Consider the following 21,425-nt stretch of genomic DNA (forward strand, 5'->3'; position numbering starts at 1 on the left):
GATGAGTGACGAGCAGACCGACACGGGGACGGGGTGGCCGCAGCCGGCGGGTCCGGCGCGGCCGGGTGGGCCGGCGGGTGAGCCTGATCCGCGGCCGGATGCGCCGGATCCGGACGAGCTGAGCCCGTTGGCGCCGCAGGGTGAGCCCGCGGAGCCGGAGTCGAGTGTTAGGCCTGCGGTGGAGCCGGTCGACGACGGCGCGACGGTGGATTTGAGCGCGGTGTCGCGGTCGGGGGAGCCGGCGGAGAGTTCCGACGGGTCGGCCGAGCCGGTGGCGAGCTCTGACGGGTTGGCCGAGCCGGTGGGGGAGTCGACGCCGGCGGTGGGTGGTCGGTCACGGTTGAGTGCTGCCGGTGTGATGATCGTGGCGTTGTTGGTGTTGCTGGGCTTCACGTTGGTCGTGCAGTTGAAGACGACGTCGAAGGACCCGACGTTGGCGGCGACGCGGCAGGAGGACCTGGTCCGGATCCTGTCGGATCTGGATGCGCGGGAGAGCCGTCTTCAGCAGGACATCCGTGCTCTGGAGGACAGCCAACGGCAGTTGCAGTCGGGTGAGCAGGGCCGTCAGGCGGCGTTGGACGAGGCGACGCGGCGGGCGGACGAGTTGGGAATCCTGGCGGGTACGCTGCCGGCGGTGGGCCCGGGTCTGACCGTGCAGTTCGATTCCGGTGCCAAGCCGATCACGGCGAACCGGGTGTTGGACGCGGTGCAGGAGCTGCGGGGTGCGGGCGCCGAGGCGATGCAGATCTCCGGTGGTGATCGGGCGACGGTGCGGATCATCGCGTCGACGTATTTCCTCGATGGGGACAACGGGTCGTTGGTGGTGGAGGGGCGTCGGTTGACGGGGCCGTACACGATCACGGTGATCGGTGATCCGGCGACGATGCGTACGGCGTTGAACATTCCTGGTGGGGTGGTGGCGTCGGTCCGGGGTGGCGGCGGTAACGTGACGTTTGGGGAGCGTGAGGTCGCCGAGGTTTCGGCGCTGCACGTGCCGATCAAGTTGGAACACGCCCGTCCGGTCTCCTGACCGGCGCGGCCGCCCCGGACCCGGGTGGTCCGGGGCACCGATGGATGAAGGACGCGTCTGGTGATTCCTGAGGATCTGCGATACACCGCCGAGCATGAGTGGGTGGCGGGTGACGGCACGGGTGTGATCCGGGTCGGCATTACGCACTTCGCGCAGGACGCGCTGGGTGACATCGTGTACGTGCAGTTGCCCGAGGCGGGTTCGGTGGTCGCGGCCGGTGACTCGTTGGGTGAGATCGAGTCGACCAAGAGTGTGTCGGAGATCTACGCGCCGGTCGCGGGTACGGTTGCGGCCCGTAACGAGGCGTTGGGTGACACGCCTGAGCTGATCAACACTGATCCGTACGGTGAGGGTTGGTTGGTGGAGATCACGCCGAATGATCCGACGGCGACGGATGGGTTGCTGACGGCGGGCGCGTATCAGAAGATCACCGAAGGCTGAGTGAGCTTGTTCCGGTGCGTGGGCTGTCTGCGCGCGTCCGGTTGCCCTGCATTTCGGCGCTGGCTAGGCTCGCCCAGTCGACCGAGAACCCAAATAGTTGAGCGTTGCGGAATTGCCTTCCCGGGCACGGGGAGCCAGCCGCCGGGTGTTCAAGTGCCCGGCGGCCAGACCCGCCATTACCCGACGCCGACCGAACAGATCCGTGAGGTGGTCCCATGACGCGGCCAGACGACGAGTTCCCCCCACTCGACGTCACTTCGACGCTCAATCTCGGTTCGCTCGACGAAGTGCTGGAGGGGCCGGACACCGATGTGGTGCCGAGCCGGATGTCCGGTTCGTTGCCGCCGGGTATGGCGCTGCTGGTGGTTCGTCGAGGTCCGAATGCGGGTGCCCGGTTCTTGTTGGACCACGATGTGACGACCAGTGGCCGGCATCCGGACAGTGACATCTTCCTCGATGACGTGACGGTGTCGCGTCGGCACGCGGAGTTCCACCGTGACGGTGGCACTTTCACGGTGCGGGACGTGGGCAGCTTGAATGGCACGTACGTGAATCGTGAGCGCGTCGAGGCGGCCACGTTGAGCAATGGTGACGAGGTTCAGATCGGTAAGTTCCGGGTGGTGTTCATCGCCGGTCCGCGCCCGGAGGAGGAGGCCGGCCGGGGGTGAACGAGCCTGCGGCCTCCACGTCACCCGGTGCGGCCCGGTCTCAGCCGCTGATGAGCATCGGTGAGGTGCTCGGGCAGTTGCGGGTGGATTTCCCGGACACCACGATCTCGAAGTTGCGGTTTCTCGAGGCCGAAGGGCTGGTCGAGCCGCAGCGGACGGCGGCGGGTTACCGGAAGTACAGCTGGGACGATGTGGCGCGGTTGCGGTTCGTGTTGACCGCGCAGCGGGACCGGTATCTGCCGTTGCGGGTGATCCGTGAGCAGTTGGCGCAGTGGGATTCGTCCGGTGAGCAGCCGGAGAGGTCGCGGCCGGCGTTGGTGGCGGTTGGTCCTGATGGTGCGGTGCCGGGTCGTGAGTCGGAGCCGGCCGAGTCGTCGCAGGTGCGGCTCGGCCGGGCGGACCTGGTGGCGCGTAGTGGGATCGACGAGTCGACGTTGGTGGAGTTGGAGCGGCTCGGTGTGCTGGTGTCGGATCCGCCTGGTTGGTATGACGGGGATGCTCTGATCATCGCGTCGGCGGTGGCGGGGTTGGCGTCGTACGGGTTGGAGCCGCGGCATCTGCGGGGTTATCGGACGGCGGCGGACCGTGAGGTTGGTTTGTTCGCGCAGTTGGTGGCGCCGTTGGCGCGGCAGAGTGATCCGGCGGCGCGGGCGCGGGCTGCGGAGACGGCGCGGGAGTTGGTGGCGTTGTCGGAGCAGTTGCACGCGGCGTTGGTGCGGGTGGGTTTGCGGTCGACGTTGGGTCGTTGATGGTGCCCGGTGGGTGGTGGCTGAGCGGAAAGATCTCTTCCGGGAAGCGTGCCGTAGGCTTGCCGGGGTAACCCCTTTCTGGCGCGGGCGTGGTGCTGTAGCGCATGGGACGGCCGTGTCGCGGTCCGTGTACCGTGCAGGGAAGGGCGCGGTGCGGCGTAGGTGACAACGACACGGAGGCGGCGGTGCGCGAGCTGAGCGTGGTCGGAGTTCGGGTGGAGTTGCCTAGCAACCAGCCGATCGTCCTGCTCAGGGAGGTCGAGGGGGACCGCTATCTGCCGATCTGGATCGGTGCGGTCGAGGCGACGGCTATCGCTTACGAGCAGCAGGGGGTCAAGCCGGCCCGGCCGTTGACTCATGATCTTCTGCGGGATGTGTTGGCGGCGTTGAAGGCGCCCTTGCAGGCGGTGGAGATCACCGAGCTCAAGGAGAACGTGTTCTACGCGGATCTGTTGATCGGTGATGGGGTGCGGGTGTCGGCGCGGCCGAGCGATTCGATCGCGTTGGCGTTGCGTGTCGGTGCGCCGATTCGTTGTTCGGAGCAGGTCCTCAGCGAGGCGGGGATCGTTATCCCTGATGAGCAGGAGGACGAGGTGGAGAAGTTCCGCGAGTTCCTGGACCAGGTGCGTCCGGAGGATTTCGCGGGCTGAGGTGTTCCTGGGCTCTGCGCCCTGGGTGTCACGGTCGGTGATGCCCTGGTGCGGTTGGTGATCTTTCCTGGTGACTGCGCGGCGTGTCGCGTCGGTTCCTCCGTGGTAACCCCTGAAGGTGGCTATAGGGTTGCCGTGTCGAGGGGTGCGCGTCCCGGAAACGACGCGTCACCGCACTGACGGGGAGGTTGTCCGGATGCACGAGCCGCAGGATTCCGATCCGGGTCGAGAGTGGGTTGAGCCGGGTGCCTCGTCGCCGCAGGTGGCGGTCGAGGGTGAGGGTTCGGTTGGCTACCGGGGTGTGACGGCCTGCCACGCGGTGGGCATCAGTTACCGGCAGTTGGATTACTGGGCGCGGACGACGCTTGTGGTGCCGAGCGTTCGCGACGCTTCGGGTTCGGGGACGCAGCGGTTGTATTCGTTCCGGGACCTGGTGGTGTTGAAGGTCGTGAAGCGGTTGTTGGATGCGGGGGTGTCCCTGCAGAACATCCGTAAGGCGATCGAGGCGTTGCGGTCGCGTGGTGTGGAGGATCTGGCCGGGATCACGCTGATCTCCGATGGGACGACGGTGTATGAGTGCCGGTCTCCGGAGGAAGTGGTCGACCTGTTGCAGGGGGGCCAGGGCGTTTTCGGGATCGCGATCGGTGGGGCTTTCAAGGAGATCCAGGGGTCGTTGTCGCATCTGCCGGCGGAGCCGGCGACGAGCGGCCCGGTGGAGCCTGCGGTGACGTCCGATGCGGATCCGGTCGGTGACGAGTTGGCGGCGCGGCGGGCGCGGCGGCGGGCCGGCTGAGCGTTCCCATTTCCCGGGCTTTTTCCGGTTGGTTTTCTCGCGACCCTCGGTAACTGTGGTGGGGGCCGGTGGGTCGGTGCGGTCCATTGTGGATACGGTGGGTGTCGTTGCGGTGGCCGATTGTGGATTTACCTGTCGGTAGTGGTGACGCAGCGTGTGTGGGGATTGTCGGGAACCCGATACCGGGGCGCTGACCGGAGGCGTTTGACACGCTATGGTCCCTGACGGTTCTGGACCCTTCACCCCCCGGAAGGAACGACCGTGACGGTTACGGAAGAGACCGCTCCCGCTTCGCACTACGACCGTATTGGTGGTGCCAGTTCGGTCAAGGCGGCGGTTGAGCTGTTCTATGACAAGGTGCTCGTGGACCCTGAGTTGGCGGGTTACTTCTCCGATGTGGACATGGTGGGTCAGCGGCGGCATCTGACGTTGATGTTGACCACGGTCCTGGGTGGCCCCAACGAGTACACCGGGCGTGGGTTGGCCGAGGCGCACCAGCCGTTGAACATTCCGGTGGAGCACTACGCGAAGGTGGGCGAGCACCTGACGGTGACGCTGACCGAGTTGGGTGTTCCGGCGGACATCCTGGCTGATGTGCAGACGGTGCTGGGACAGGTGCAGGACCAGGTGGTGGCCCGCGAGAACCGGTCGGGCGCCTGAGCGTGGACGCGGCCCGACTCAAGCAGAGCTGGTCGCTGGTCGCCGCGCACGGCGACCAGGTGCCGCTCTACTTCTACTCGACGTTGTTCCTGTCTCACCCCGAGACGCGGCAGATGTTCCCCACGAACATGGCCGGGCAGCGGGATCGCCTGGTAACCGCGCTGGGTCACATCGTGTCCAACGTGGACCAGGTGGAACACCTGGTGGGTTTCCTTCAGGACCTCGGCGCCGATCACCGTAAGTTCGCGGTCCGCGCGGAGCACTACCCGGCGGTCGGTGAGGCGCTGGTGGCGACGTTGCAGCATTTCCTCGCCGAGCAGTGGACCGACGAACTGGCGGCGGACTGGACGGCCGCGTACGGGTTGGTCGCGCAGGTGATGACGGAGGCCGCGCAGGCCGCCGAGGCGGTGAACCCGCCGTGGTGGGTGGCGGAGATCGTGGCGCACGAGCGGCGGGCGTTCGACGTGGCGGTGTTGACGGTGCGTCCGCAGTACCTGTTGCCGTTCACCCCCGGCCAGTCGGTGGGGGTGTCGCATCCGTCGGTGCGGTCGTGGCGGTACTACTCGCCGGCGAACGCGCCCCGCGCGGACGGCACGTTGGAGTTGCACGTGCGGGCCGCGCCGGGTGGGGCGGTGTCGTCGCGGTTGGTGTACGGGTCGGCGGTGGGTGATCGGATCCACCTGGCGGCGCCGGTGGGGGATCGGCTGGCGTTGTGGTCGGCGGGTTCGAGTGACCTGCTGTTGTTGGTGGCGGGCACGGGCTGGGCGCCGGTGAAGGCGTTGGTGGAGCAGGTGGCGGCGGAGGGTTCCCGCCGGCGGGTGGACCTGTACGTGGCGGCTCGTTCCCGTAGTGAGCTCTACGACAGCGAGGCGATCGACAAGTTGGCGTCGTCGCACTCGTGGTTGACGGTGACGTACGTGGTGGGTGCCGACGTGCACCGACCGGGGGAGTTCGTGCACGCGGTGGATCGGGCGTTGGCCGACGGTGACTGGCGTTCCCGGCACGTGTTCGTGTGTGGATCGGACGAGATGGTTTCGCACGCGGTGCAGACGTTGCTCCAGGCGGGTTTCCACCCGGGTCAGGTGCATCACGAGGGCCTGGGTTCGCAGTGGTACGGCTCGGCCTGGCGCACGGCGGTGCAGGAGACGACCGCCGGTGACACTTCGGGAGGCGGGAACAGGTGAGCGCGACCCCGATCAGTCGGTATGACGGGATACAGGTTTCCGGCGGTGTGCAGGTGCGGATGACCGCCGACCGGGTCCGGCGGTGGGAGTTCGGGTCCGCGTCGTTCGCCCGGCGTGGTTACGACAACGCGGACGTGGACCGGTTCCGGGTGCAGGTGGCCGACGAGTTGGACCTGCTGGCGACGCAGATCGCGACGTTGCGGGCGGAGAACGAGCGGCTGAACGACCGGGTGGAGTTGCACCGGCACGGGGTGATCCCGAGTACGGGTGCGGCGGCGAAGGTCCCGGCGGCGCGGGAGGTGAATCTGCTGTCTGCGGCGCAGCGTGAGGCGGAGCAGATCATCGCGCAGGCGCACGACTACGCGCGGCGGGTCGCCGAGTACGCCCGGGTGCAGTACGAGAGTTACCTGCACGCGGCGGAGGCCGAGGCGAAGCAGGAGGCGGAGCGGGCGGTGGCGGAGTACCGCAGCGCGGCGGGGCCGAGCTTCGACGACACGGTGGCCACCCGGGAGGCGTTGCGGATCTTCGGCGAGATGATGGTGTCGCACATGCAGGCGGCGGCGCGGCATCTCGACGACGGCAGTGAGCATCTGGCTCGCACGATGGACCGGATCGCGGCGGAGACGCCGGGGGCGCCGTTCGCTGCTGGTGCGGCGGCGGGCCGGTCGGCGTTGCCCCGGCATCAGCAGCGCTGACCTCGCCGGGGCGCGGCGGCGGGCCCGCTCAGGTGGTGGCGGCGCGGACGGCGTCGGTGATCGGGGTGGGGCCGGCGACGAGTTCCACTGTCGCGCCGGTGGTGCGTGGTTCGTCGAGGAGCGCGGCGAGGACGTGGGCGACGTCGGCGCGGCTGATGGCGCCGCGTCCGGCGTGCCGGGTCAGGGTGACGGCCGCGGTGGGTGGGTCGTCGGTGAGACGTCCGGGTCGCAGCACCGTCCAGTCCAGGTCGCGGTCGCGTAGGTCGTTTTCGGCGGCGCGTTTGGCGCGGAGGTACGCCGCCCACACGTCGTCGGTGCCGGCGGCGGGTGGGTCGTCCACGCCCATCGAGGAGACGAGCAGGTAGCGGCGGACACCGGCACGGGTGGCGGCGTCGGCGAGGAGCGCGGCGGCGGCCCGGTCGACGGTGTCCTTGCGGGCGGCGCCGCTGCCGGGGCCGGCGCCCGCCGCGAAGATCACCGCGTCGGCGTCGGTGAGGTGCGTGGCGAGTTCGGCGACAGTGGTGTGTTCCAGGTCGCAGACGACGGGTGTGGCGCCGGCGGCGCGTACCGTCTGGGCCTGCGCGGGGTTGCGGATCAGACCGACCGGTGTGTCGCCGCGTTCGGTGAGGCGGTGGTGCAGCAGTAGGGCGATCTTGCCGTGGCCTCCGGCGATGACGACGCGCATGCGCCCAACCTACCGGCGGTGTGGGAGCCCTCGCAGCGGACGAGCCCACCGGGTGGGCTTGACCTTGACCTGTGGGGAAGGCCCACCCTGGGGTGTGCCGGTCGCCGTGGCCGGCACGAGGAGGGTGTCGACGTGGGGCTCATGACCATCGGGGTGTTCGCGCAGGCGGCGGGGCTGACGCCGAAGGCGCTGCGCCTGTACGACCAGGTGGGGCTTGTGCCGCCGGCCGCCGTCGACGCGGAGTCCGGGTATCGGCTCTACGACCCGGCGCAGGTGCCGTCGGCCCGGTTGGTCGCCCAGCTGCGGGGCATCGGTATGCCGTTGGCGACGATCCGCGTCGTGTGTGGGTTGGATCCGGCGGCGGCGGCCGAGGCGGTCACCGCGTACTGGCGGCGGGTCACCGCCGACACCGCGGCCCGCGCGCGGCTCGCGACCATCCTCGTGGACCACCTGTCTGAAGGGGGCGCCACCATGTCCGACCCGAGTGCGACCATCGCTGTCCGCTACGCCGCCCGTTGTGACACGGGGTTGGTGCGCGACAGCAACGAGGACGCCGCGTACGCCAGCGACCGGTTGCTGGTGGTCGCCGACGGCATCCGGGGGCCCGGCGGTGCTGCCGCCAGCGCCGCCGCGATCGACGCTCTCACCCCGTTGGCGCTGGTGGACGCGCCGCCCGTCGACCTGTTGACGATGCTCGCCGCTGCGGTCGCGGACGCCGACCGGAGTGTGCGGGGGTTGGCGACCGACGACCACCAGCCGGGCACCACGGTGACCGCGGTGCTGCGCAGCGGTTCCCAACTGGCCCTCGCGCACGTCGGTGACACCCGGGCCTACCTGCTGCGCGATGGTGAGTTGTCGCTGCTCACGCAGGATCACACCTGGGTGCAGGCGCAGGTGGATCAGGGCAGGCTCGACCGTGACGAGGCCGCCGCGCATCCGCAGCGCGCGTTGTTGGTACGCGCCCTCGGCGCCGGGACGCAGGTCGAGGTGGACCTGGCGCTGCGGACCGCCCGGCCGGGTGACCGGTACCTGCTGTGCTCGGACGGGTTGTCCGCGGTCGTCGACCGGGCCGCGGTGTGGTCGACGGTGGCCGCGCCGACTCCTCCGGCGGAGACGGTACGGGCGTTGGTCGAGTTGGCGCTGGCGCAGGGGGCGCCGGACAACATCGCCTGTGTCATCGCCGACGTCGTCGCGGTGTAGACGTCGCCCTCCGTCCGCCGCCGGACCCGGCCGGCGCGGGGTTCGGCGGCGGGTGGCGGGTTGAGGCAGCATGGAGGGGTGATGGAGAGCCTCGACGCGTTGACCTCGCTGGTGGCCGGGGGTGGGGTGGTGGTGCTCAGTGGCGCCGGCCTGTCCACCGAGTCGGGCATCCCGGACTACCGGGGTCCGAGTGGGGTGGCGCGGCGGCACACGCCGATGACGTACCAGGCGTTCACCCGGGATCCGGTGGCCCGGCGGCGTTACTGGGCGCGCAGCCACCTGGGGTGGCGGTTGATCGCCGGTGCGGCGCCGAACGTCGGGCACCGGGCGGTGGCGGGGTTGCAGCGGGCCGGTCTGGTCGACGCGGTGATCACCCAGAACGTCGACGGTCTGCACGGTGCGGCCGGCAGCACGTCGGTGATCGAGTTGCACGGTCGCCTCGACGAGGTGACCTGCCTGGACTGCGGCAACCTGACCTCCCGGGAGGAGTTGGACCGGCGGTTGCGGGAGGCGAACCCGGACTTCGTGGCCCGGGTCGCCGCGGTGAACCCGGACGGTGATGTGGATCTCCCCGACGAGCAGGTGGAGGCGTTCCGGACGGTGGACTGCGGGATCTGCGGCACCGGCATGTTGAAGCCGGACGTGGTGTTCTTCGGCGAGACGGTGCCGGCGCAGCGGGTGGCGCGGTGCTTCGAGGCGGTGGAGCGGGCCCGGTCGTTGCTGGTGCTGGGGTCGTCGTTGACGGTGATGTCCGGGCGACGTTTCGTGATTCGGGCGGCGAAACAGGGCATCCCGGTGGCGATCGTGAACCAGGGGCCGACCCGTGGTGACGGGCACGCCAGCGTGTGCGTCGACGCGCCGTTGGGTGCGGTGTTGCCGGAGTTGACCGCGCGGGTGAGCGCCAGCGCGGCCACTGTCGGCGTGTGACCGGCGGCCAGGTGACCGGCGGCGGGCCGGGGGTAGGACATCTGGCGGTAACACCAACGCTGGTAGCGTTGTCGGTGCCGGTAACACCCACGTGGGAGAGACCGCCCGACAGCACGCAGGGCGGCGCCGAAGGGGCAAATCCTCCCCGGAACCTCTCAGGCAAAAGGACCTCGTGGGCAGGCACTGTGGAGCGCCGTACCTGGGTGTGACAGAGGGGGAGGCCGACACGTCGACCTCGCCCCGGGAGCGCCACCCATGACCGTAGAGCAGTTCGCCACCCGTCACATCGGTCCCGGCCCCGACGACGAGCGTCGGATGTTGGAGGTCGTCGGGCACGACTCGATCGACGAGCTGATGGACGCCGCGATCCCCGAGGTGATCCGCTGGCACGGCACCCTCGACCTGCCGGACCCGGCCACCGAGGCCGAGACGATCGCCGAGCTGCGGGCCCTGGCGGCCCGCAACACCGTGGCCGTCTCCATGATCGGCCTGGGGTACCACGGCACGCACACCCCGGCGGTGATCCGCCGCAACGTCCTCGAAGACCCGGCCTGGTACACGGCGTACACGCCGTACCAGCCGGAGATCAGCCAGGGCCGCCTGGAGGCGCTGCTGAACTTCCAGACGATGGTCACCGACCTGACCGGCCTGGCCACCGCGAACGCCTCCATGCTCGACGAGGGCACCGCGGCGGCGGAGGCGATGACCCTGGCCCGGCGGGCCTCCAAGAGCAAGAGCCCGGTGTACGTGGTCGACGCCGACGCGTTGCCGCAGACCATCGCGGTCATCACCAGCCGGGCGCAGCCGCTCGGCATCGACGTGCGGGTCGTCGACGTCGATGCCGACGAGTTGCCGGCGGAGTTCTTCGGGCTGCACCTGCAGTACCCGGGGGCGTCCGGGGCGGTCCGCGACCACGCGAGGCTCGTCGAGGCCGCGCACACCGTCGGGGCGCTGGTCACCGTCGCCGCGGACCTGCTGGCGTTGACGCTGCTGCGGGCGCCGGGAGAGATCGGGGCGGACATCGCCGCCGGCACCACCCAGCGGTTCGGCGTACCCATGGGATTCGGCGGGCCGCACGCCGGTTACCTGGCGGTGCGCTCGGGCCTGGAGCGGATGCTGCCCGGGCGTCTCGTCGGGGTGTCTCGCGACGCGGACGGCAACCCGGCCTACCGGTTGGCGTTGCAGACCCGGGAGCAGCACATCCGGCGGGAGAAGGCGACCAGCAACATCTGCACCGCGCAGGTGCTCCTCGCGGTGATGGCCGGCATGTACGCCGTCTACCACGGCCCGGACGGGTTGCGGGACATCGCGTCGCGTACCCATGACATGGCGGCGCGTCTCGCGGCCGGGCTGCGCGCCGGTGGCGTCGACGTCGCGGACGTCGCGTTCTTCGACACCGTCACCGCCCGGGTGCCGGGCGGCGCGGCGGCTGTCGTCGCGGCGGCCGCGCAGCGAGGCGTGAACCTGCGGCTGGTCGACGCCGACCGGGTGGGCGTGTCCTGCGACGAGACGACCACCCTCGCGCACCTGACGCAGGTGTGGGAGGCGTTCGGGGTGCCCGCGTTCGACGGGGCCGTGGACGTGGCCCTGCCGGTCGACCTTCGTCGCACCACCGACTTCCTGACCCACCCGGTGTTCCGCAGCCACCACTCGGAGACGGCGATGCTGCGCTACCTGCGGCGGCTGTCGGACTTCGACTACGCCCTGGACCGGGGCATGATCCCCCTCGGGTCGTGCACGATGAAGCTGAACGCGACCACCGAGATGGAGCCGGTCAGCTGGGCGGAGTTCGCGCACATCCACCCGTTCGCGCCGGACGACCAGACCGTCGGGTACCGGGAGATGATCGGCCAGTTGGAGTCGTGGCTGGCCGAGGTGACCGGTTACGACGCGGTCAGCGTGCAGCCCAACGCGGGTTCGCAGGGGGAGTTGGCCGGCCTGTTGGCGATCCGGTCCTACCACGCCTCGCGGGGTGAGACGCACCGCGACGTGTGCCTGATCCCCTCGTCGGCGCACGGCACGAACGCGGCGTCGGCGGTGATGGCCGGCATGCGGGTCGTCGTGGTGGCCTGCGACGACGACGGCAACGTCGACCTGGTCGACCTGGACGCGAAGATCGACAAGCACCGGGACGCGCTCGCCGCGATCATGGTGACGTACCCGTCGACGCACGGCGTGTACGAGACGGGCATCGCGTCGCTGTGCGCGAAGGTCCACGACGCCGGCGGGCAGGTGTACGTCGACGGGGCGAACCTCAACGCCCTGGTCGGGTTCGCGAAGCCGGGCAAGTTCGGGGCGGACGTGTCGCACCTGAACCTGCACAAGACGTTCTGCATCCCGCACGGCGGCGGTGGCCCCGGTGTGGGCCCGGTGGCGGTCCGCGCGCACCTGGCGCCGTTCCTGCCCGGTGACCCGCTCGGCGCGCACGCGGATGCGACGCCGGCGATCTCGGCGGCGAAGTACGGGTCGGCGGGGATCCTGCCGATCCCGTGGGCGTACCTGCGGATGATGGGCGCCGAAGGGCTGACCCGGGCCACCGGTGTGGCGGTCCTCGCGGCGAACTACGTGGCGGCGCGCCTGCGGGGGCACTTCCCGGTGCTGTACGCCGGCAACAAGGGCCTGGTGGCGCACGAGTGCATCCTCGACCTGCGGCCGTTGACCAAGGCGACCGGCGTGACGGTGGACGACGTGGCGAAGCGGCTGATCGACTACGGCTTCCACGCGCCGACGATGTCGTTCCCCGTCGCGGGGACGCTGATGGTGGAGCCAACCGAGAGCGAGGACCTGGCCGAACTGGACCGGTTCTGCGACGCGATGATCGCGATCCGCGCGGAGATCGAGCAGGTCGGGTCGGGGCAGTGGCCGGCGGGGGACAACCCCCTGGCGAACGCGCCGCACACCGCGGCGATGGTCAGCGGTGACGAGTGGCCGCACGCGTACCCGCGGTCGGTGGGCGCGTACCCGGCCGGGGTGGACCGGGCCGGGAAGTACTGGCCTCCGGTGCGGCGCATCGACGGCGCGTACGGCGACCGGAACCTGGTCTGCTCGTGCCCGTCGCCGGAAGCGTTCGAAGACTGAGCTTGGCGACGGGCGTGCCGGGGCGGGCGGTTTCGGGCCGCCCCGGCAGCCGCTGCGACCTGGGCGTGGCGTCCCTTACCGGGGGACGGGGCCTGGGTCGAATGGCGGCTAGTCGGTGACGCTGAGTGGTCGGTCAGGCCACGAGAGCGTGGCGGGCGGGGCCGCGGTGCGGTGCGATGCTGCTGCCGTCGGGGAGCAGCTCGCCGGTGTCCTCGAAGACGATGACACCATTGCAGAGCAGGCTCCAGCCCTGCTCACGGAAGCAAGCGAGGACTCGCGCGGCTTCCCGGTCGGTGGCTTCAGCGGAGGGGCAGGTCGGTTGGTGCTGGCACATCGGGTTCTCCGGACTGTGGGGGCACTGTGTCATGGTTCACATGACCAGTGACGCACAGTACCAAGTGAAAGTGTCCGGCATCGAGCAGGTGTCCGTCTGTCGCACCGGAAATCCACTGAACGGATGAGGAAGGTCGAACCGTACGGCGTGGAAACGCTCCCACAGGTGTATGCCGCGGACCGCGGCACGGCTGGGTTGGCCGCAGACCGCGGCACGGCTGCGTCGATCGATGTGCCGGCGGCCCCGGCCACGTGTCGAGGCGCGCTCACCGAACGTGCCCGCCTGCAGTGGCACCTGCGCGACGGAGGCGACCCCGCCGCCCTCGCCGAGGAGTTCCTGGCCGCACACGGCCTGGCCCTGCACGACCTGAGCCGGCCCGCCACGGCCCGTCACGACGGCAGCGGGGTCTGCGGCGCGGCGTTCTACCTGTCCGCCGCCGCCGGCGCGCACCTGGCGGGAGCGCCCACCACCGCACCCGAGCCCGCGCCGACACTGCCCGACCTCACCGTCGTCGTCTACGGCCACCACCAGACCCCGGCCGACCCGGCCGGCCGGCCCGCCTCGGCGTGGTGGCTCGGCGAGTGGATTGAGAGCTGGACCCGCCGTCAGCACGCCGACGCCGTCACGAGCGTGCGCGCCGCGATCGGCCGCGGGGACGTCTACCAGACCAACCTCGTCGGGCACGCCGCCGCCCGCTACACCGGCGACCCGCTACCCGCGCTGCGCCGCCTCGGCGCGCTGCCCGGCGCCCGCTACGGCGGCGTGCTCACCGGCGACGGCTGGGCCATCGGCTGCGCCTCCCCGGAGACCCTCATCGAGGTCACCGAAGGGCAGCTGATCACCCGACCCATCAAGGGCACCCGCCCGGCCACCGCCGCCGGCCGCGCCGAGCTGCTCGCCAGCGCGAAGGAACGCGCCGAACACGTCATGATCGTCGACCTGGAACGCAACGACCTCGCCCGCATCGCCCGCACCGGCACCGTCACCGTCGACGACCTGTTCACCGTCCGCCGCTGGTGCGACCTGTGGCAGGCCGAGTCGACAGTACGGGCCGCCGCCGCCGACGGGCTCGGCCTGGCCGACCTGCTGCGCGCCACCTGCCCCGGCGGTTCCGTCACCGGCGCGCCGAAACGCGCCGCCCTGACCCAGATCAACGCCCTCGAACCGGTCGGCCGGGGCGCCAGTATGGGCGCGCTGGGCTGGGTCGCTCCCGGCCGCGTCGACCTCGGCCTGACCATCCGCACCGCCGCCGCCGACGGCCAGCACCTGCACACCTGGGCCGGTGGCGGCATCACCTGGGACAGCGACCCCACCGCCGAGGTCGCCGAAGCCGCAGCGAAGACCGCCCCGATCCGCGCCACCCTGGCCGGACGCTGAACCCGCCGCCACCGGCGATAAGCTGCCGTCCATGACCATGCGGCCCATCCGGATCATCGGCGACCCCGTCCTGCGCACCGAATGCGAGCCGGTCACCACCTTCGACGCCGAACTGCGCGCCCTCGTCACCGACCTGATGGACACCCTGCTCGGCGAGCCCGGCCGCGCCGGCGTCGCCGCGCCGCAGATCGGCGTCAGCGCCCAGGTGTTCGTCTACGACGCCGACGGGCACCGCGGCCACCTGATCAACCCCACCCTCGAACTGTCCGACGAACTCCAGGACGACGAGGAGGGCTGCCTGTCCATCCCCGGGCTGTACTTCCCGACCGCGCGGGCCCTGCACGCCACCGCCCACGGCGTCGACCAGAACGGCGAGCCGTTGACGATCTCCGGCAGCGGGTTCCTCGCCCGCGCCCTGCAACACGAGACCGACCACCTGCGCGGCACCCTCTACGTCGACACGCTGCGCGGCGACATCCGCCGGCGGGCCCTGCGCGAGATCCGCGCCGGCCGCTTCGACTCACCCAGCCGCCGCCGCTAGCGGGCGACCCACTGGTCGTGGCCGAGCTTCGCGACCAACGCCACCACGACCACGAGCAGCACCACCCGCACGAACCCCGACCCACGGCGCAACGCCATCCGCGCCCCCAGCACCGCGCCGGCGATGTTGCACACCGCCATCCCCGCACCCAACAGCCACCACACGTGCCCGGTCACCCCGAACACCACCAACGCACCCAGGTTCGTGCCCGCGTTGACGACCTTCGCCATCGCCGAACCGTGCACGAAGTCCGCGCCGACGAGCGCGGTGAACGCCAACACCAGGAACGTCCCGGTGCCCGGACCGATCAATCCGTCGTACAGGGCGATGCCCACCCCGGCCACCGCGACCACCACGCCCACCCGCACCGGGGTCCGCCTCGCCGGCACCGCGACCACCCCCATCCGGGGGCGCACCAGCACGAACACCGCCACCGCCACCAGCACCACCAGCACGACCGGCCGGTACGCCGACGCCGGCACCGCCCCGGCCAACGCCGCGCCCACACCCGCGCTGAGCACCGCCAACCCGGCCGCCGGCCCCGCCACCCGCCAGTCCACCTTCGTACGCCGGGCGTACGTCGCCGCCGCCGTGGACGTACCGAAGATCGCGGCCAGCTTGTTCGTGCCCAACGCGGTGGCCACCGGCAACCCCGGGGCAGCCACCAGCAACGCCGGCAACAGCAACAACCCACCGCCACCGACCACGGCGTCGACCCACCCGGCCATCGCGGCGGCGGCCAGCAGCGTACTGAGCGTCACGGCGTCCATGGGCGGCAATTCTCCCCACCCGATCCGCCCGAGCGTCCCTCCGAGTGGGAGAACTCACTGGTCAGCGGCCCCGCGTACGCCGCAACCACACCCCCAACGCGCCCACCGCCACGAACACCACCATCGAACACAGCAACACCTTCACCACCGGGCAACCATGCCACGGGCACGTAAGGTGCAGGAGTGCGCCTGGCCACCTTCAACATGCTGCACGGACGATCCCTCACCGACGGGCTCGTCGACTCCGACCGACTCACCGCCGCCATCGGCGCCCTCGACGCCGACGTGCTCGCCCTCCAGGAGGTCGACCGCGACCAACACCGCAGCGGCAACCTCGACCTCACCGCCATCGCCGCCCGCGCCCTGCACGCGCCGCACCACCGGTTCGCCGCCGCCGTCGTCGGCACCCCCGGCGAACACTTCCGCCCCCTGCGCCACGACGACGACGGACACGGTGAACCCTGCTACGGCATCGGGCTCATCAGCCGACACCCCGTCCGCAGCTGGCACGTCACCCGACTCAAACCCGCTCCCGTCCGCTCACCGGTCTACGTCCCCGGCCCCCGCGGCGGGCTCATCCTGCTGCACGACGAACCCCGCGTCGTCGTCGCCGCCGTCCTGGACACCCCACACGGCCCGCTCACCGTCGCCGCGACCCATCTGTCCTTCGTGCCCGGCTGGAACGCCCGCCAACTCCGCCAGACCGTCCGCGCCTTACGCGCGTTACCCGGCCCCCGCGTCCTGCTCGGCGACCTGAACCTGCCCGCCGGCGCGGCCCGACTCGTCTCCGGCTGGCACCCCCTGGGCCGCCGCCCCACCTACCCCGCCGGGCAACCCCGCGTCCAACTCGACCACATCCTCGCCGACCGACACGCCGTCCAACAGCTCCCACCGGTACGCGCCGTCACCACACCACCCTCGACCATCTCCGACCACCGCCCCCTGCTGGTCGACCTCGGCTGACAAACGTCGCGGAAAACCCGCCATCGCGAGTCACGAATGTCTAGGGTGAGCTCACCGACACCACCGCCGTTGCGCCATCGCCACCCCCGACATCGACGGAGCTGACATGAGCGACACGCCGGACACGATCGTCCTCATCCACGGGTTCTGGGTCACCCCCCGCAGCTGGGAAGACTGGGCCACCCACTACCGGGCCAAGGGCTTCCGGGTGCTCACCCCCGCGTACCCCGGGCTGGAGGTAGAGGTCGAAGCGATCAACGCCGACCCCAGCCCCCTGGAGACGCTGACCGCCCCGCAGATCATCGACCACCTGTCCGCGGTGCTCGACGCCCTACCCACGCCGCCGATCATCATCGGTCACTCCGCCGGCGGGGCGTTCACCCAGGTGCTGCTCGACCGGGGGTACGGCGCCAGCGCCGTCGCCCTCAACTCGGCGCCCACCGAAGGCGTCAAGAACATCCCCTTCTCCCAGCTGCGCTCCACCTTCCCGGTGCTTAAGAACCCGGCCAACCGGCACCGGGCCGTCGGGTTCACCTTCGAGCAGTGGAACTACGCGTTCACCAACACCTTCGACGAACCCACCGCCCGCGCCCTCTACGAGCGCTACGCCATCCCCGCCGCCGGCGGCATCCTCTGGGACAGCGTCCTGGCCAACCTGCTACCCGGCCCACAGGACATCGCCGTCGACTACCACAACGACCAACGCGCGCCGCTGCTGTTCATCTCCGGCTCCGAAGACCACATCATGCCGCCCAGCGTGCAACGCTCCAACGCCGCGCACTACAAGGGCGACACCATCACCGAGGTCAAGCTCTACCACGGGTACGCCCACCTGCTGACCGCGCAACAGGGCTGGCGGCAGATCGCCGACGACGCCCTCGACTGGGCCCTACGGCACGCACGATGAGCACCTCCCCGCCGCTGCGGATAACCCACATCGGCGGCCCCACCACCCTCATCGAGGTCGGCGGGTGGCGGCTGCTCACCGACCCCACGTTCGACCCACCCGGCGCGCGCTACACGTTCGGCTGGGGCACCTCGTCGCGAAAGGTCACCGGCCCCGCCGTCCCCGCCGCCGACCTCGGGGAAATCCACGCGGTCCTGCTCAGCCACGACCACCACGGCGACAACCTCGACGACACCGGCCGCGCGCTCCTGACCAACGCGGACACCGTCCTCACCACCGCCTCCGGAGCCCGCCGCCTCGGCGAGCACACCCGCGGCCTGCACCCCGGGCAGACCACCCGACTCGCCCACCCCGAACGCCCGACGATCGAGGTGACCGCCACCCCGTGCCGGCACGGCCCACCGCTGAGCCGCCCCCTCGTCGGCGACGTCATCGGCTTCACCCTGCGCTGGACCGGGCAACGACACGGCGCGCTCTGGATCACCGGCGACACCGTCCTCACCCGCCGCGTACGCGCCGCCGCCACCCGCATCCCCATCGGCACGGTCCTCCTGCACCTGGGCGGCGTACGGTTCCCCGTCACCGGGCCCCTGCGCTACTCGATGACCGCCCGCCAGGCCGCGCACCTGTGCGCCGCACTGCGACCCCACACCGCGATCCCCGTGCACTACGAGGGCTGGCACCACTTCCAGGAACCCCGCGAGGCCATCGAGCGGGCCTTCCACGACGCGCCACCCGCCGTGCGCGACAGCATCCGCTGGCTGACACCGGGTGAACCCACCACCGTCACCGCCTGACGACACCCCCGGGGGAGCGCGGCCACCGATCCGCAAGATTCCCTCAAGATCATTGCATCGACGGATCTCGACGATCATGCTGATCGACACGCGCCCACGATCACCTCGTCGGAGGCCACATGAGACGTCAGCGACCCACCCTCATCGCCGTGTCCACCCTCATCGCCGTCACCCTCACCACCGCACCAACCCCCGCCAACGCCCAACGCGCCGCCGCGGAACCGTCCCAGGTCACCGCCCTCACCGTCCGCCAGGCCGACGGATACGCCACCCTCGCCTGGCAACCCGTCCCCGACGCCACCGACTACCAGATCGAACGCACCCCCGTCGACGCCACCAACACCCCCACCGGCGCACCCACCATCGTCGGAATCTGGCGCCCCAACCGCCAGATCAACCAACAGGCGCCCACCTTCGCCGACGCCGGATTCAACCCCGGCGACACCTTCCAATGGCGAGTCCGCGCCCGCGTCGGCACCACCGAACAGCCCTACTCCGACCCGGTCGTCGCCACCACCACCGCACCCTGGGGCAACCCCGAAACCCCCGGCCAACACCTACGCACCCAATGGGAAACCACCCACGCCGCGCAATACACCAGCGACACCGACGAGTACGCCTACACCGCAGCCATCGACGCCCTCAGCGACCGCGTCCGCGTCGTCGAACTCGGCCGCACCGTCCAGAACCGACCCATCAACATGATGGTCATCGGCCACCCCACCCCGGCCGCCACCCCGCAAGCCGTCGCCGCCACCGCACCCGTCGCCATCAACTGCAACGTGCACGGCAACGAACCCGGCGACCGCGAAGCCTGCCTCATCATGGCCCGGCAACTCGCCTTCAGCACCGACCCCCGCATCACCGACCTACTCAGCCACACCACCGTCCTGATCGTCCCCACCATCAACGGCGACGGCCGCGCCAACAACACCCGCGGCAACTCCACCGGCCAGGACCTCAACCGCGACTACTCACTGATCCGCCAGCCGGAGACCGCCGCGTACATCAGAATGGTCCGCGACTACCGACCCGTCGCCGGCTACGACGGCCACGAATTCGGCAACTCCCGCGCCGGCGACCTCCCGATGCTCCCGCCACGGCACCAGAACGTCGCCCAACCCATCTTCGACCAGTCCCAGGACATGATCGAAGGCCACATGTACGCCAAGGGCGCCGAAGCTGGCTGGTGGGCCTGCCCCTACGGCTGCGAAGGCGGCGGCAACGTCGGCCTCAGCGAGGAAACCATCCTGCGCAACACCCTCGGCCTCAAGAACGTCACCAACTCCCTCCTGGAACTGCGCAGCTCCGGCGGCCAGACCCGCCCCGACGAGGGCAACACCGCCAACAACCGCCGCCGCAAGACCTACTCCGCCCTGTGGACCTTCCACCAGTTCCTCGACTACCACCGCGCCGACCGCGCCGACATCCTCAGCTCCCGCGCTGAAGCCATCGAGACCCAGGCCGCCAACACCGGCCGCCTCGTCTTCCGCGGATCCCGACCCATCCCCGCCCACCCCGCGCCGCACCCCGGCGACAGCCCGCCGCCGCTCGACGCGCCCCCCGCCAACCTGATCCTCGACAACGCGCCCTGCGCCTACAAACTCACCGACGCCCAGTACAACGGCGCCCGCACCGACGGCCCCGGCGGCGTCGGCACCACCGTCGCCCAGCGCATCGCCGCCCACGGCTGGAAAGTCATCAAGACCGCCGACGGCTACTACGTCCCCCTCAACCAACCCGAACGCGGCCTCATCCCACTGCTCCTCGACCCGCTCGGCGTCGAGAAGCTCACCGACGGCGAACGCGTCCACCCCACCCTCACCGGCCGCCGCAACGGACCCCTGACCGTCACCGGCTTCACCTGCGCCACCAACGCCACCATCAACGGGCCGGTCACCGTCCGACCCGGCGCGGCACTCGTCACGACCGCGACCACCATCAGCGGCCCCCTCACCGCCACCGGTGCCGCCGGCGTCCTCCTCGCCGACAGCACCGTCAACGGCCCGGTCCGCATCGCCAACACCACCGACGCCGTGTCCGTCATCGACGTCACCATCGCCGGCCCCGTCGACCTCTCCACCAACACCACCGGCATTGACACCCCACTGCTGGCCGGCACCACCATCCGGGGCCCGCTCACCTGCACCGGCAACAACCCCACCCCGAGCAACCTCGGCATCGCCAACACCGTCCACGGCCCCCGCACCAACCAGTGCGCGGCACTGTGACCGTCACCTGAACAAGCCGGCGGCGCGGGAACCACAGCCCGCGCCGCCGGCACCCACCAACCTCGAACCCGTGGAGGCCACCGTGTCGCACCCCGCCACCGCACCGCGACACCCCCGACTGCGGGCCCTCGGCCTCCTCGTGCCGACACTGCTGCTCGCCGCCTGCACCAGCAACCCCGCAACTCCCCGCGCCGACGCCCAACCACCGGCCAGCACCACCACACCCCAGGTCACCGGGCCCCTCTGCGCCGCCCTACCCACCGGCACCGACCCCGGCAACCCCACCTTCCTCGCCAGCCAACCCGCCGATGAGGCACTGCGCTGGATCCCCACCCTCACCACCTTCGAGGCGGCTCTGCGCACCAGCGGCGTCCTCACCGACCTACCCGCCGGCACCGGCGTCACCATCCTGGCCCCCACCGACGACGCCTTCGCCGCCACGTTCTCCGAGGACAACTGGGACGACCTCATGACCCACCACACCGACCAGCTCCGCACCCTGCTCAAGGCCCACCTCGTCAACGGAGCGCACCCGATCGACGACCTCACGACCGCCGGCACGACCACCACCATCGACGGCACGGCCATCACCGTCACCCGCACCGGACCCACCACCCGCCTCGGCGACCGCGCCGACACCGTCTGCGCCGACTACCAGGCCACCAACGCCCGCATCCACATCATCAACGCCGTCCTCGGCCCACTGCCCGTCACCGCCGGCACCGGCCACCGCGCGCACTGACCG

22 protein-coding genes and 1 riboswitch are annotated in these 21,425 nt (G+C 70.8%); of the genes, 19 read left to right on the forward strand and 3 right to left on the reverse strand.

The features are described from left to right. Nucleotide 1 precedes the first annotated feature (1 nt). The 9 genes from FHU34_RS17210 to FHU34_RS17250 all read left to right on the forward strand — a co-directional run bounded on the left by FHU34_RS17210 (nucleotide 2) and on the right by FHU34_RS17250 (nucleotide 6,870). On the forward strand, nucleotides 2-1,030 hold the full coding sequence (locus FHU34_RS17210; RefSeq protein WP_145781729.1) for a DUF881 domain-containing protein: 1,029 nt from the start codon (nucleotides 2-4) through the stop codon (nucleotides 1,028-1,030). A gap of 60 nt (nucleotides 1,031-1,090) precedes the next feature. Continuing rightward, entirely contained in the window at nucleotides 1,091-1,471 is a 381-nt protein-coding gene (gcvH, locus tag FHU34_RS17215; protein ID WP_088989550.1) for a glycine cleavage system protein GcvH, read from the forward strand. 215 nt (nucleotides 1,472-1,686) lie between these two features. Beyond that, nucleotides 1,687-2,139, forward strand: coding sequence for an oxoglutarate dehydrogenase inhibitor Odhl (gene odhI, locus FHU34_RS17220; protein WP_007071101.1), 453 nt, complete (start codon nucleotides 1,687-1,689; stop codon nucleotides 2,137-2,139). Between the two features lie 50 nt (nucleotides 2,140-2,189). Next, entirely contained in the window at nucleotides 2,190-2,888 is a 699-nt protein-coding gene (gene ftsR, locus FHU34_RS17225) for a transcriptional regulator FtsR (protein WP_197699460.1), read from the forward strand. Between the two features lie 185 nt (nucleotides 2,889-3,073). Next, nucleotides 3,074-3,538 (forward strand): bifunctional nuclease family protein, encoded by a 465-nt coding sequence (locus tag FHU34_RS17230; protein ID WP_088989552.1) that lies wholly within the window; start codon nucleotides 3,074-3,076, stop codon nucleotides 3,536-3,538. Between the two features lie 196 nt (nucleotides 3,539-3,734). Further along, entirely contained in the window at nucleotides 3,735-4,331 is a 597-nt protein-coding gene (locus tag FHU34_RS17235) for a MerR family transcriptional regulator (protein WP_145781730.1), read from the forward strand. A gap of 261 nt (nucleotides 4,332-4,592) precedes the next feature. Then, nucleotides 4,593-4,991: a group I truncated hemoglobin gene (locus FHU34_RS17240; protein WP_145781732.1), complete on the forward strand. Its 399-nt coding sequence runs from the start codon at nucleotides 4,593-4,595 to the stop codon at nucleotides 4,989-4,991. A 2-nt stretch (nucleotides 4,992-4,993) separates the two neighbouring features. Next, the gene (locus FHU34_RS34040) at nucleotides 4,994-6,175 is read left to right on the forward strand and encodes a globin domain-containing protein (protein WP_145781734.1); all 1,182 of its coding nucleotides are present in this window, start codon (nucleotides 4,994-4,996) and stop codon (nucleotides 6,173-6,175) included. Next, nucleotides 6,172-6,870: a DivIVA domain-containing protein gene (locus tag FHU34_RS17250; protein WP_145781736.1), complete on the forward strand. Its 699-nt coding sequence runs from the start codon at nucleotides 6,172-6,174 to the stop codon at nucleotides 6,868-6,870. Before FHU34_RS34040 ends, FHU34_RS17250 begins: the two co-directional genes overlap by 4 nt. A gap of 28 nt (nucleotides 6,871-6,898) precedes the next feature. Here the strand turns inward: FHU34_RS17250 and FHU34_RS17255 are convergent, their stop codons facing one another. After that, nucleotides 6,899-7,555, reverse strand: a complete 657-nt coding sequence (locus tag FHU34_RS17255) for an SDR family oxidoreductase (protein WP_145781738.1) — start codon at nucleotides 7,553-7,555, stop codon at nucleotides 6,899-6,901. A 132-nt stretch (nucleotides 7,556-7,687) separates the two neighbouring features. Between FHU34_RS17255 and FHU34_RS17260 the strand changes: the two genes are divergently transcribed. The 3 genes from FHU34_RS17260 to gcvP all read left to right on the forward strand — a co-directional run bounded on the left by FHU34_RS17260 (nucleotide 7,688) and on the right by gcvP (nucleotide 12,760). Then, the gene (locus FHU34_RS17260) at nucleotides 7,688-8,755 is read left to right on the forward strand and encodes a MerR family transcriptional regulator (protein WP_208745019.1); all 1,068 of its coding nucleotides are present in this window, start codon (nucleotides 7,688-7,690) and stop codon (nucleotides 8,753-8,755) included. A gap of 81 nt (nucleotides 8,756-8,836) precedes the next feature. Then, nucleotides 8,837-9,682 (forward strand): NAD-dependent protein deacetylase, encoded by an 846-nt coding sequence (locus FHU34_RS17265; RefSeq protein WP_145781741.1) that lies wholly within the window; start codon nucleotides 8,837-8,839, stop codon nucleotides 9,680-9,682. An 82-nt stretch (nucleotides 9,683-9,764) separates the two neighbouring features. Next, nucleotides 9,765-9,863: riboswitch (glycine riboswitch) on the forward strand. A 74-nt stretch (nucleotides 9,864-9,937) separates the two neighbouring features. Beyond that, nucleotides 9,938-12,760, forward strand: a complete 2,823-nt coding sequence (gene gcvP, locus FHU34_RS17270) for an aminomethyl-transferring glycine dehydrogenase (RefSeq protein ID WP_145781743.1) — start codon at nucleotides 9,938-9,940, stop codon at nucleotides 12,758-12,760. Between the two features lie 133 nt (nucleotides 12,761-12,893). Here gcvP and FHU34_RS17275 read toward each other — a convergent pair whose 3' ends face one another. Continuing rightward, on the reverse strand, nucleotides 12,894-13,094 hold the full coding sequence (locus tag FHU34_RS17275; protein WP_007460326.1) for a DUF5999 family protein: 201 nt from the start codon (nucleotides 13,092-13,094) through the stop codon (nucleotides 12,894-12,896). Between the two features lie 123 nt (nucleotides 13,095-13,217). Between FHU34_RS17275 and FHU34_RS17280 the strand changes: the two genes are divergently transcribed. Further along, nucleotides 13,218-14,471 carry a chorismate-binding protein gene (locus tag FHU34_RS17280; protein WP_145781746.1) on the forward strand — a complete coding sequence of 418 codons (1,254 nt, stop codon included), beginning with the start codon at nucleotides 13,218-13,220 and terminating at the stop codon, nucleotides 14,469-14,471. Between the two features lie 31 nt (nucleotides 14,472-14,502). After that, the gene (def, locus tag FHU34_RS17285) at nucleotides 14,503-15,012 is read left to right on the forward strand and encodes a peptide deformylase (protein ID WP_145781749.1); all 510 of its coding nucleotides are present in this window, start codon (nucleotides 14,503-14,505) and stop codon (nucleotides 15,010-15,012) included. On the opposite strand, the gene FHU34_RS17290 is transcribed toward def, so the two are convergent. Next, nucleotides 15,009-15,782: a sulfite exporter TauE/SafE family protein gene (locus FHU34_RS17290; RefSeq protein ID WP_145781751.1), complete on the reverse strand. Its 774-nt coding sequence runs from the start codon at nucleotides 15,780-15,782 to the stop codon at nucleotides 15,009-15,011. The genes def and FHU34_RS17290 overlap by 4 nt on opposite strands. Before the next feature lie 183 nt (nucleotides 15,783-15,965). Here FHU34_RS17290 and FHU34_RS17295 point away from each other — a divergent pair, with 183 nt between their 5' ends. The 5 genes from FHU34_RS17295 (at nucleotide 15,966) to FHU34_RS34045 (ending at nucleotide 21,422) form a co-directional block, all read left to right on the forward strand. Then, nucleotides 15,966-16,745, forward strand: coding sequence for an endonuclease/exonuclease/phosphatase family protein (locus FHU34_RS17295; RefSeq protein ID WP_145781754.1), 780 nt, complete (start codon nucleotides 15,966-15,968; stop codon nucleotides 16,743-16,745). Between the two features lie 106 nt (nucleotides 16,746-16,851). After that, a complete protein-coding gene (locus FHU34_RS17300) occupies nucleotides 16,852-17,652 on the forward strand; it encodes an alpha/beta hydrolase (RefSeq protein WP_145781756.1) in 801 nt (266 codons plus the stop codon). Then, nucleotides 17,649-18,449: an MBL fold metallo-hydrolase gene (locus tag FHU34_RS17305; protein ID WP_145781758.1), complete on the forward strand. Its 801-nt coding sequence runs from the start codon at nucleotides 17,649-17,651 to the stop codon at nucleotides 18,447-18,449. Before FHU34_RS17300 ends, FHU34_RS17305 begins: the two co-directional genes overlap by 4 nt. Nucleotides 18,450-18,568: 119 nt before the next feature. Continuing rightward, entirely contained in the window at nucleotides 18,569-20,680 is a 2,112-nt protein-coding gene (locus tag FHU34_RS17310; RefSeq protein WP_145781760.1) for a M14 family zinc carboxypeptidase, read from the forward strand. Between the two features lie 70 nt (nucleotides 20,681-20,750). Further along, nucleotides 20,751-21,422 carry a fasciclin domain-containing protein gene (locus FHU34_RS34045; protein ID WP_167524835.1) on the forward strand — a complete coding sequence of 224 codons (672 nt, stop codon included), beginning with the start codon at nucleotides 20,751-20,753 and terminating at the stop codon, nucleotides 21,420-21,422. Nucleotides 21,423-21,425 lie beyond the last annotated feature (3 nt).

Source organism: Micromonospora taraxaci, from assembly GCF_007830095.1.
Lineage (GTDB): Bacteria > Actinomycetota > Actinomycetes > Mycobacteriales > Micromonosporaceae > Micromonospora > Micromonospora taraxaci.

Coding starts and splice junctions, on each gene's coding strand:
- FHU34_RS17210 (WP_145781729.1), top strand. CDS start 2: ATGAGTGACGAGCAGACCGACACGGGGACGGGGTGGCCGCAGCCGGCG.
- odhI (WP_007071101.1), top strand. CDS start 1,687: ATGACGCGGCCAGACGACGAGTTCCCCCCACTCGACGTCACTTCGACG.
- ftsR (WP_197699460.1), top strand. CDS start 2,190: ATGAGCATCGGTGAGGTGCTCGGGCAGTTGCGGGTGGATTTCCCGGAC.
- FHU34_RS17235 (WP_145781730.1), top strand. CDS start 3,735: ATGCACGAGCCGCAGGATTCCGATCCGGGTCGAGAGTGGGTTGAGCCG.
- FHU34_RS17255 (WP_145781738.1), bottom strand. CDS start 7,555: ATGCGCGTCGTCATCGCCGGAGGCCACGGCAAGATCGCCCTACTGCTG.
- FHU34_RS17265 (WP_145781741.1), top strand. CDS start 8,837: ATGGAGAGCCTCGACGCGTTGACCTCGCTGGTGGCCGGGGGTGGGGTG.
- gcvP (WP_145781743.1), top strand. CDS start 9,938: ATGACCGTAGAGCAGTTCGCCACCCGTCACATCGGTCCCGGCCCCGAC.
- FHU34_RS17275 (WP_007460326.1), bottom strand. CDS start 13,094: ATGTGCCAGCACCAACCGACCTGCCCCTCCGCTGAAGCCACCGACCGG.
- FHU34_RS17280 (WP_145781746.1), top strand. CDS start 13,218: ATGAGGAAGGTCGAACCGTACGGCGTGGAAACGCTCCCACAGGTGTAT.
- def (WP_145781749.1), top strand. CDS start 14,503: ATGACCATGCGGCCCATCCGGATCATCGGCGACCCCGTCCTGCGCACC.
- FHU34_RS17290 (WP_145781751.1), bottom strand. CDS start 15,782: ATGGACGCCGTGACGCTCAGTACGCTGCTGGCCGCCGCCGCGATGGCC.
- FHU34_RS17300 (WP_145781756.1), top strand. CDS start 16,852: ATGAGCGACACGCCGGACACGATCGTCCTCATCCACGGGTTCTGGGTC.
- FHU34_RS17305 (WP_145781758.1), top strand. CDS start 17,649: ATGAGCACCTCCCCGCCGCTGCGGATAACCCACATCGGCGGCCCCACC.
- FHU34_RS17310 (WP_145781760.1), top strand. CDS start 18,569: ATGAGACGTCAGCGACCCACCCTCATCGCCGTGTCCACCCTCATCGCC.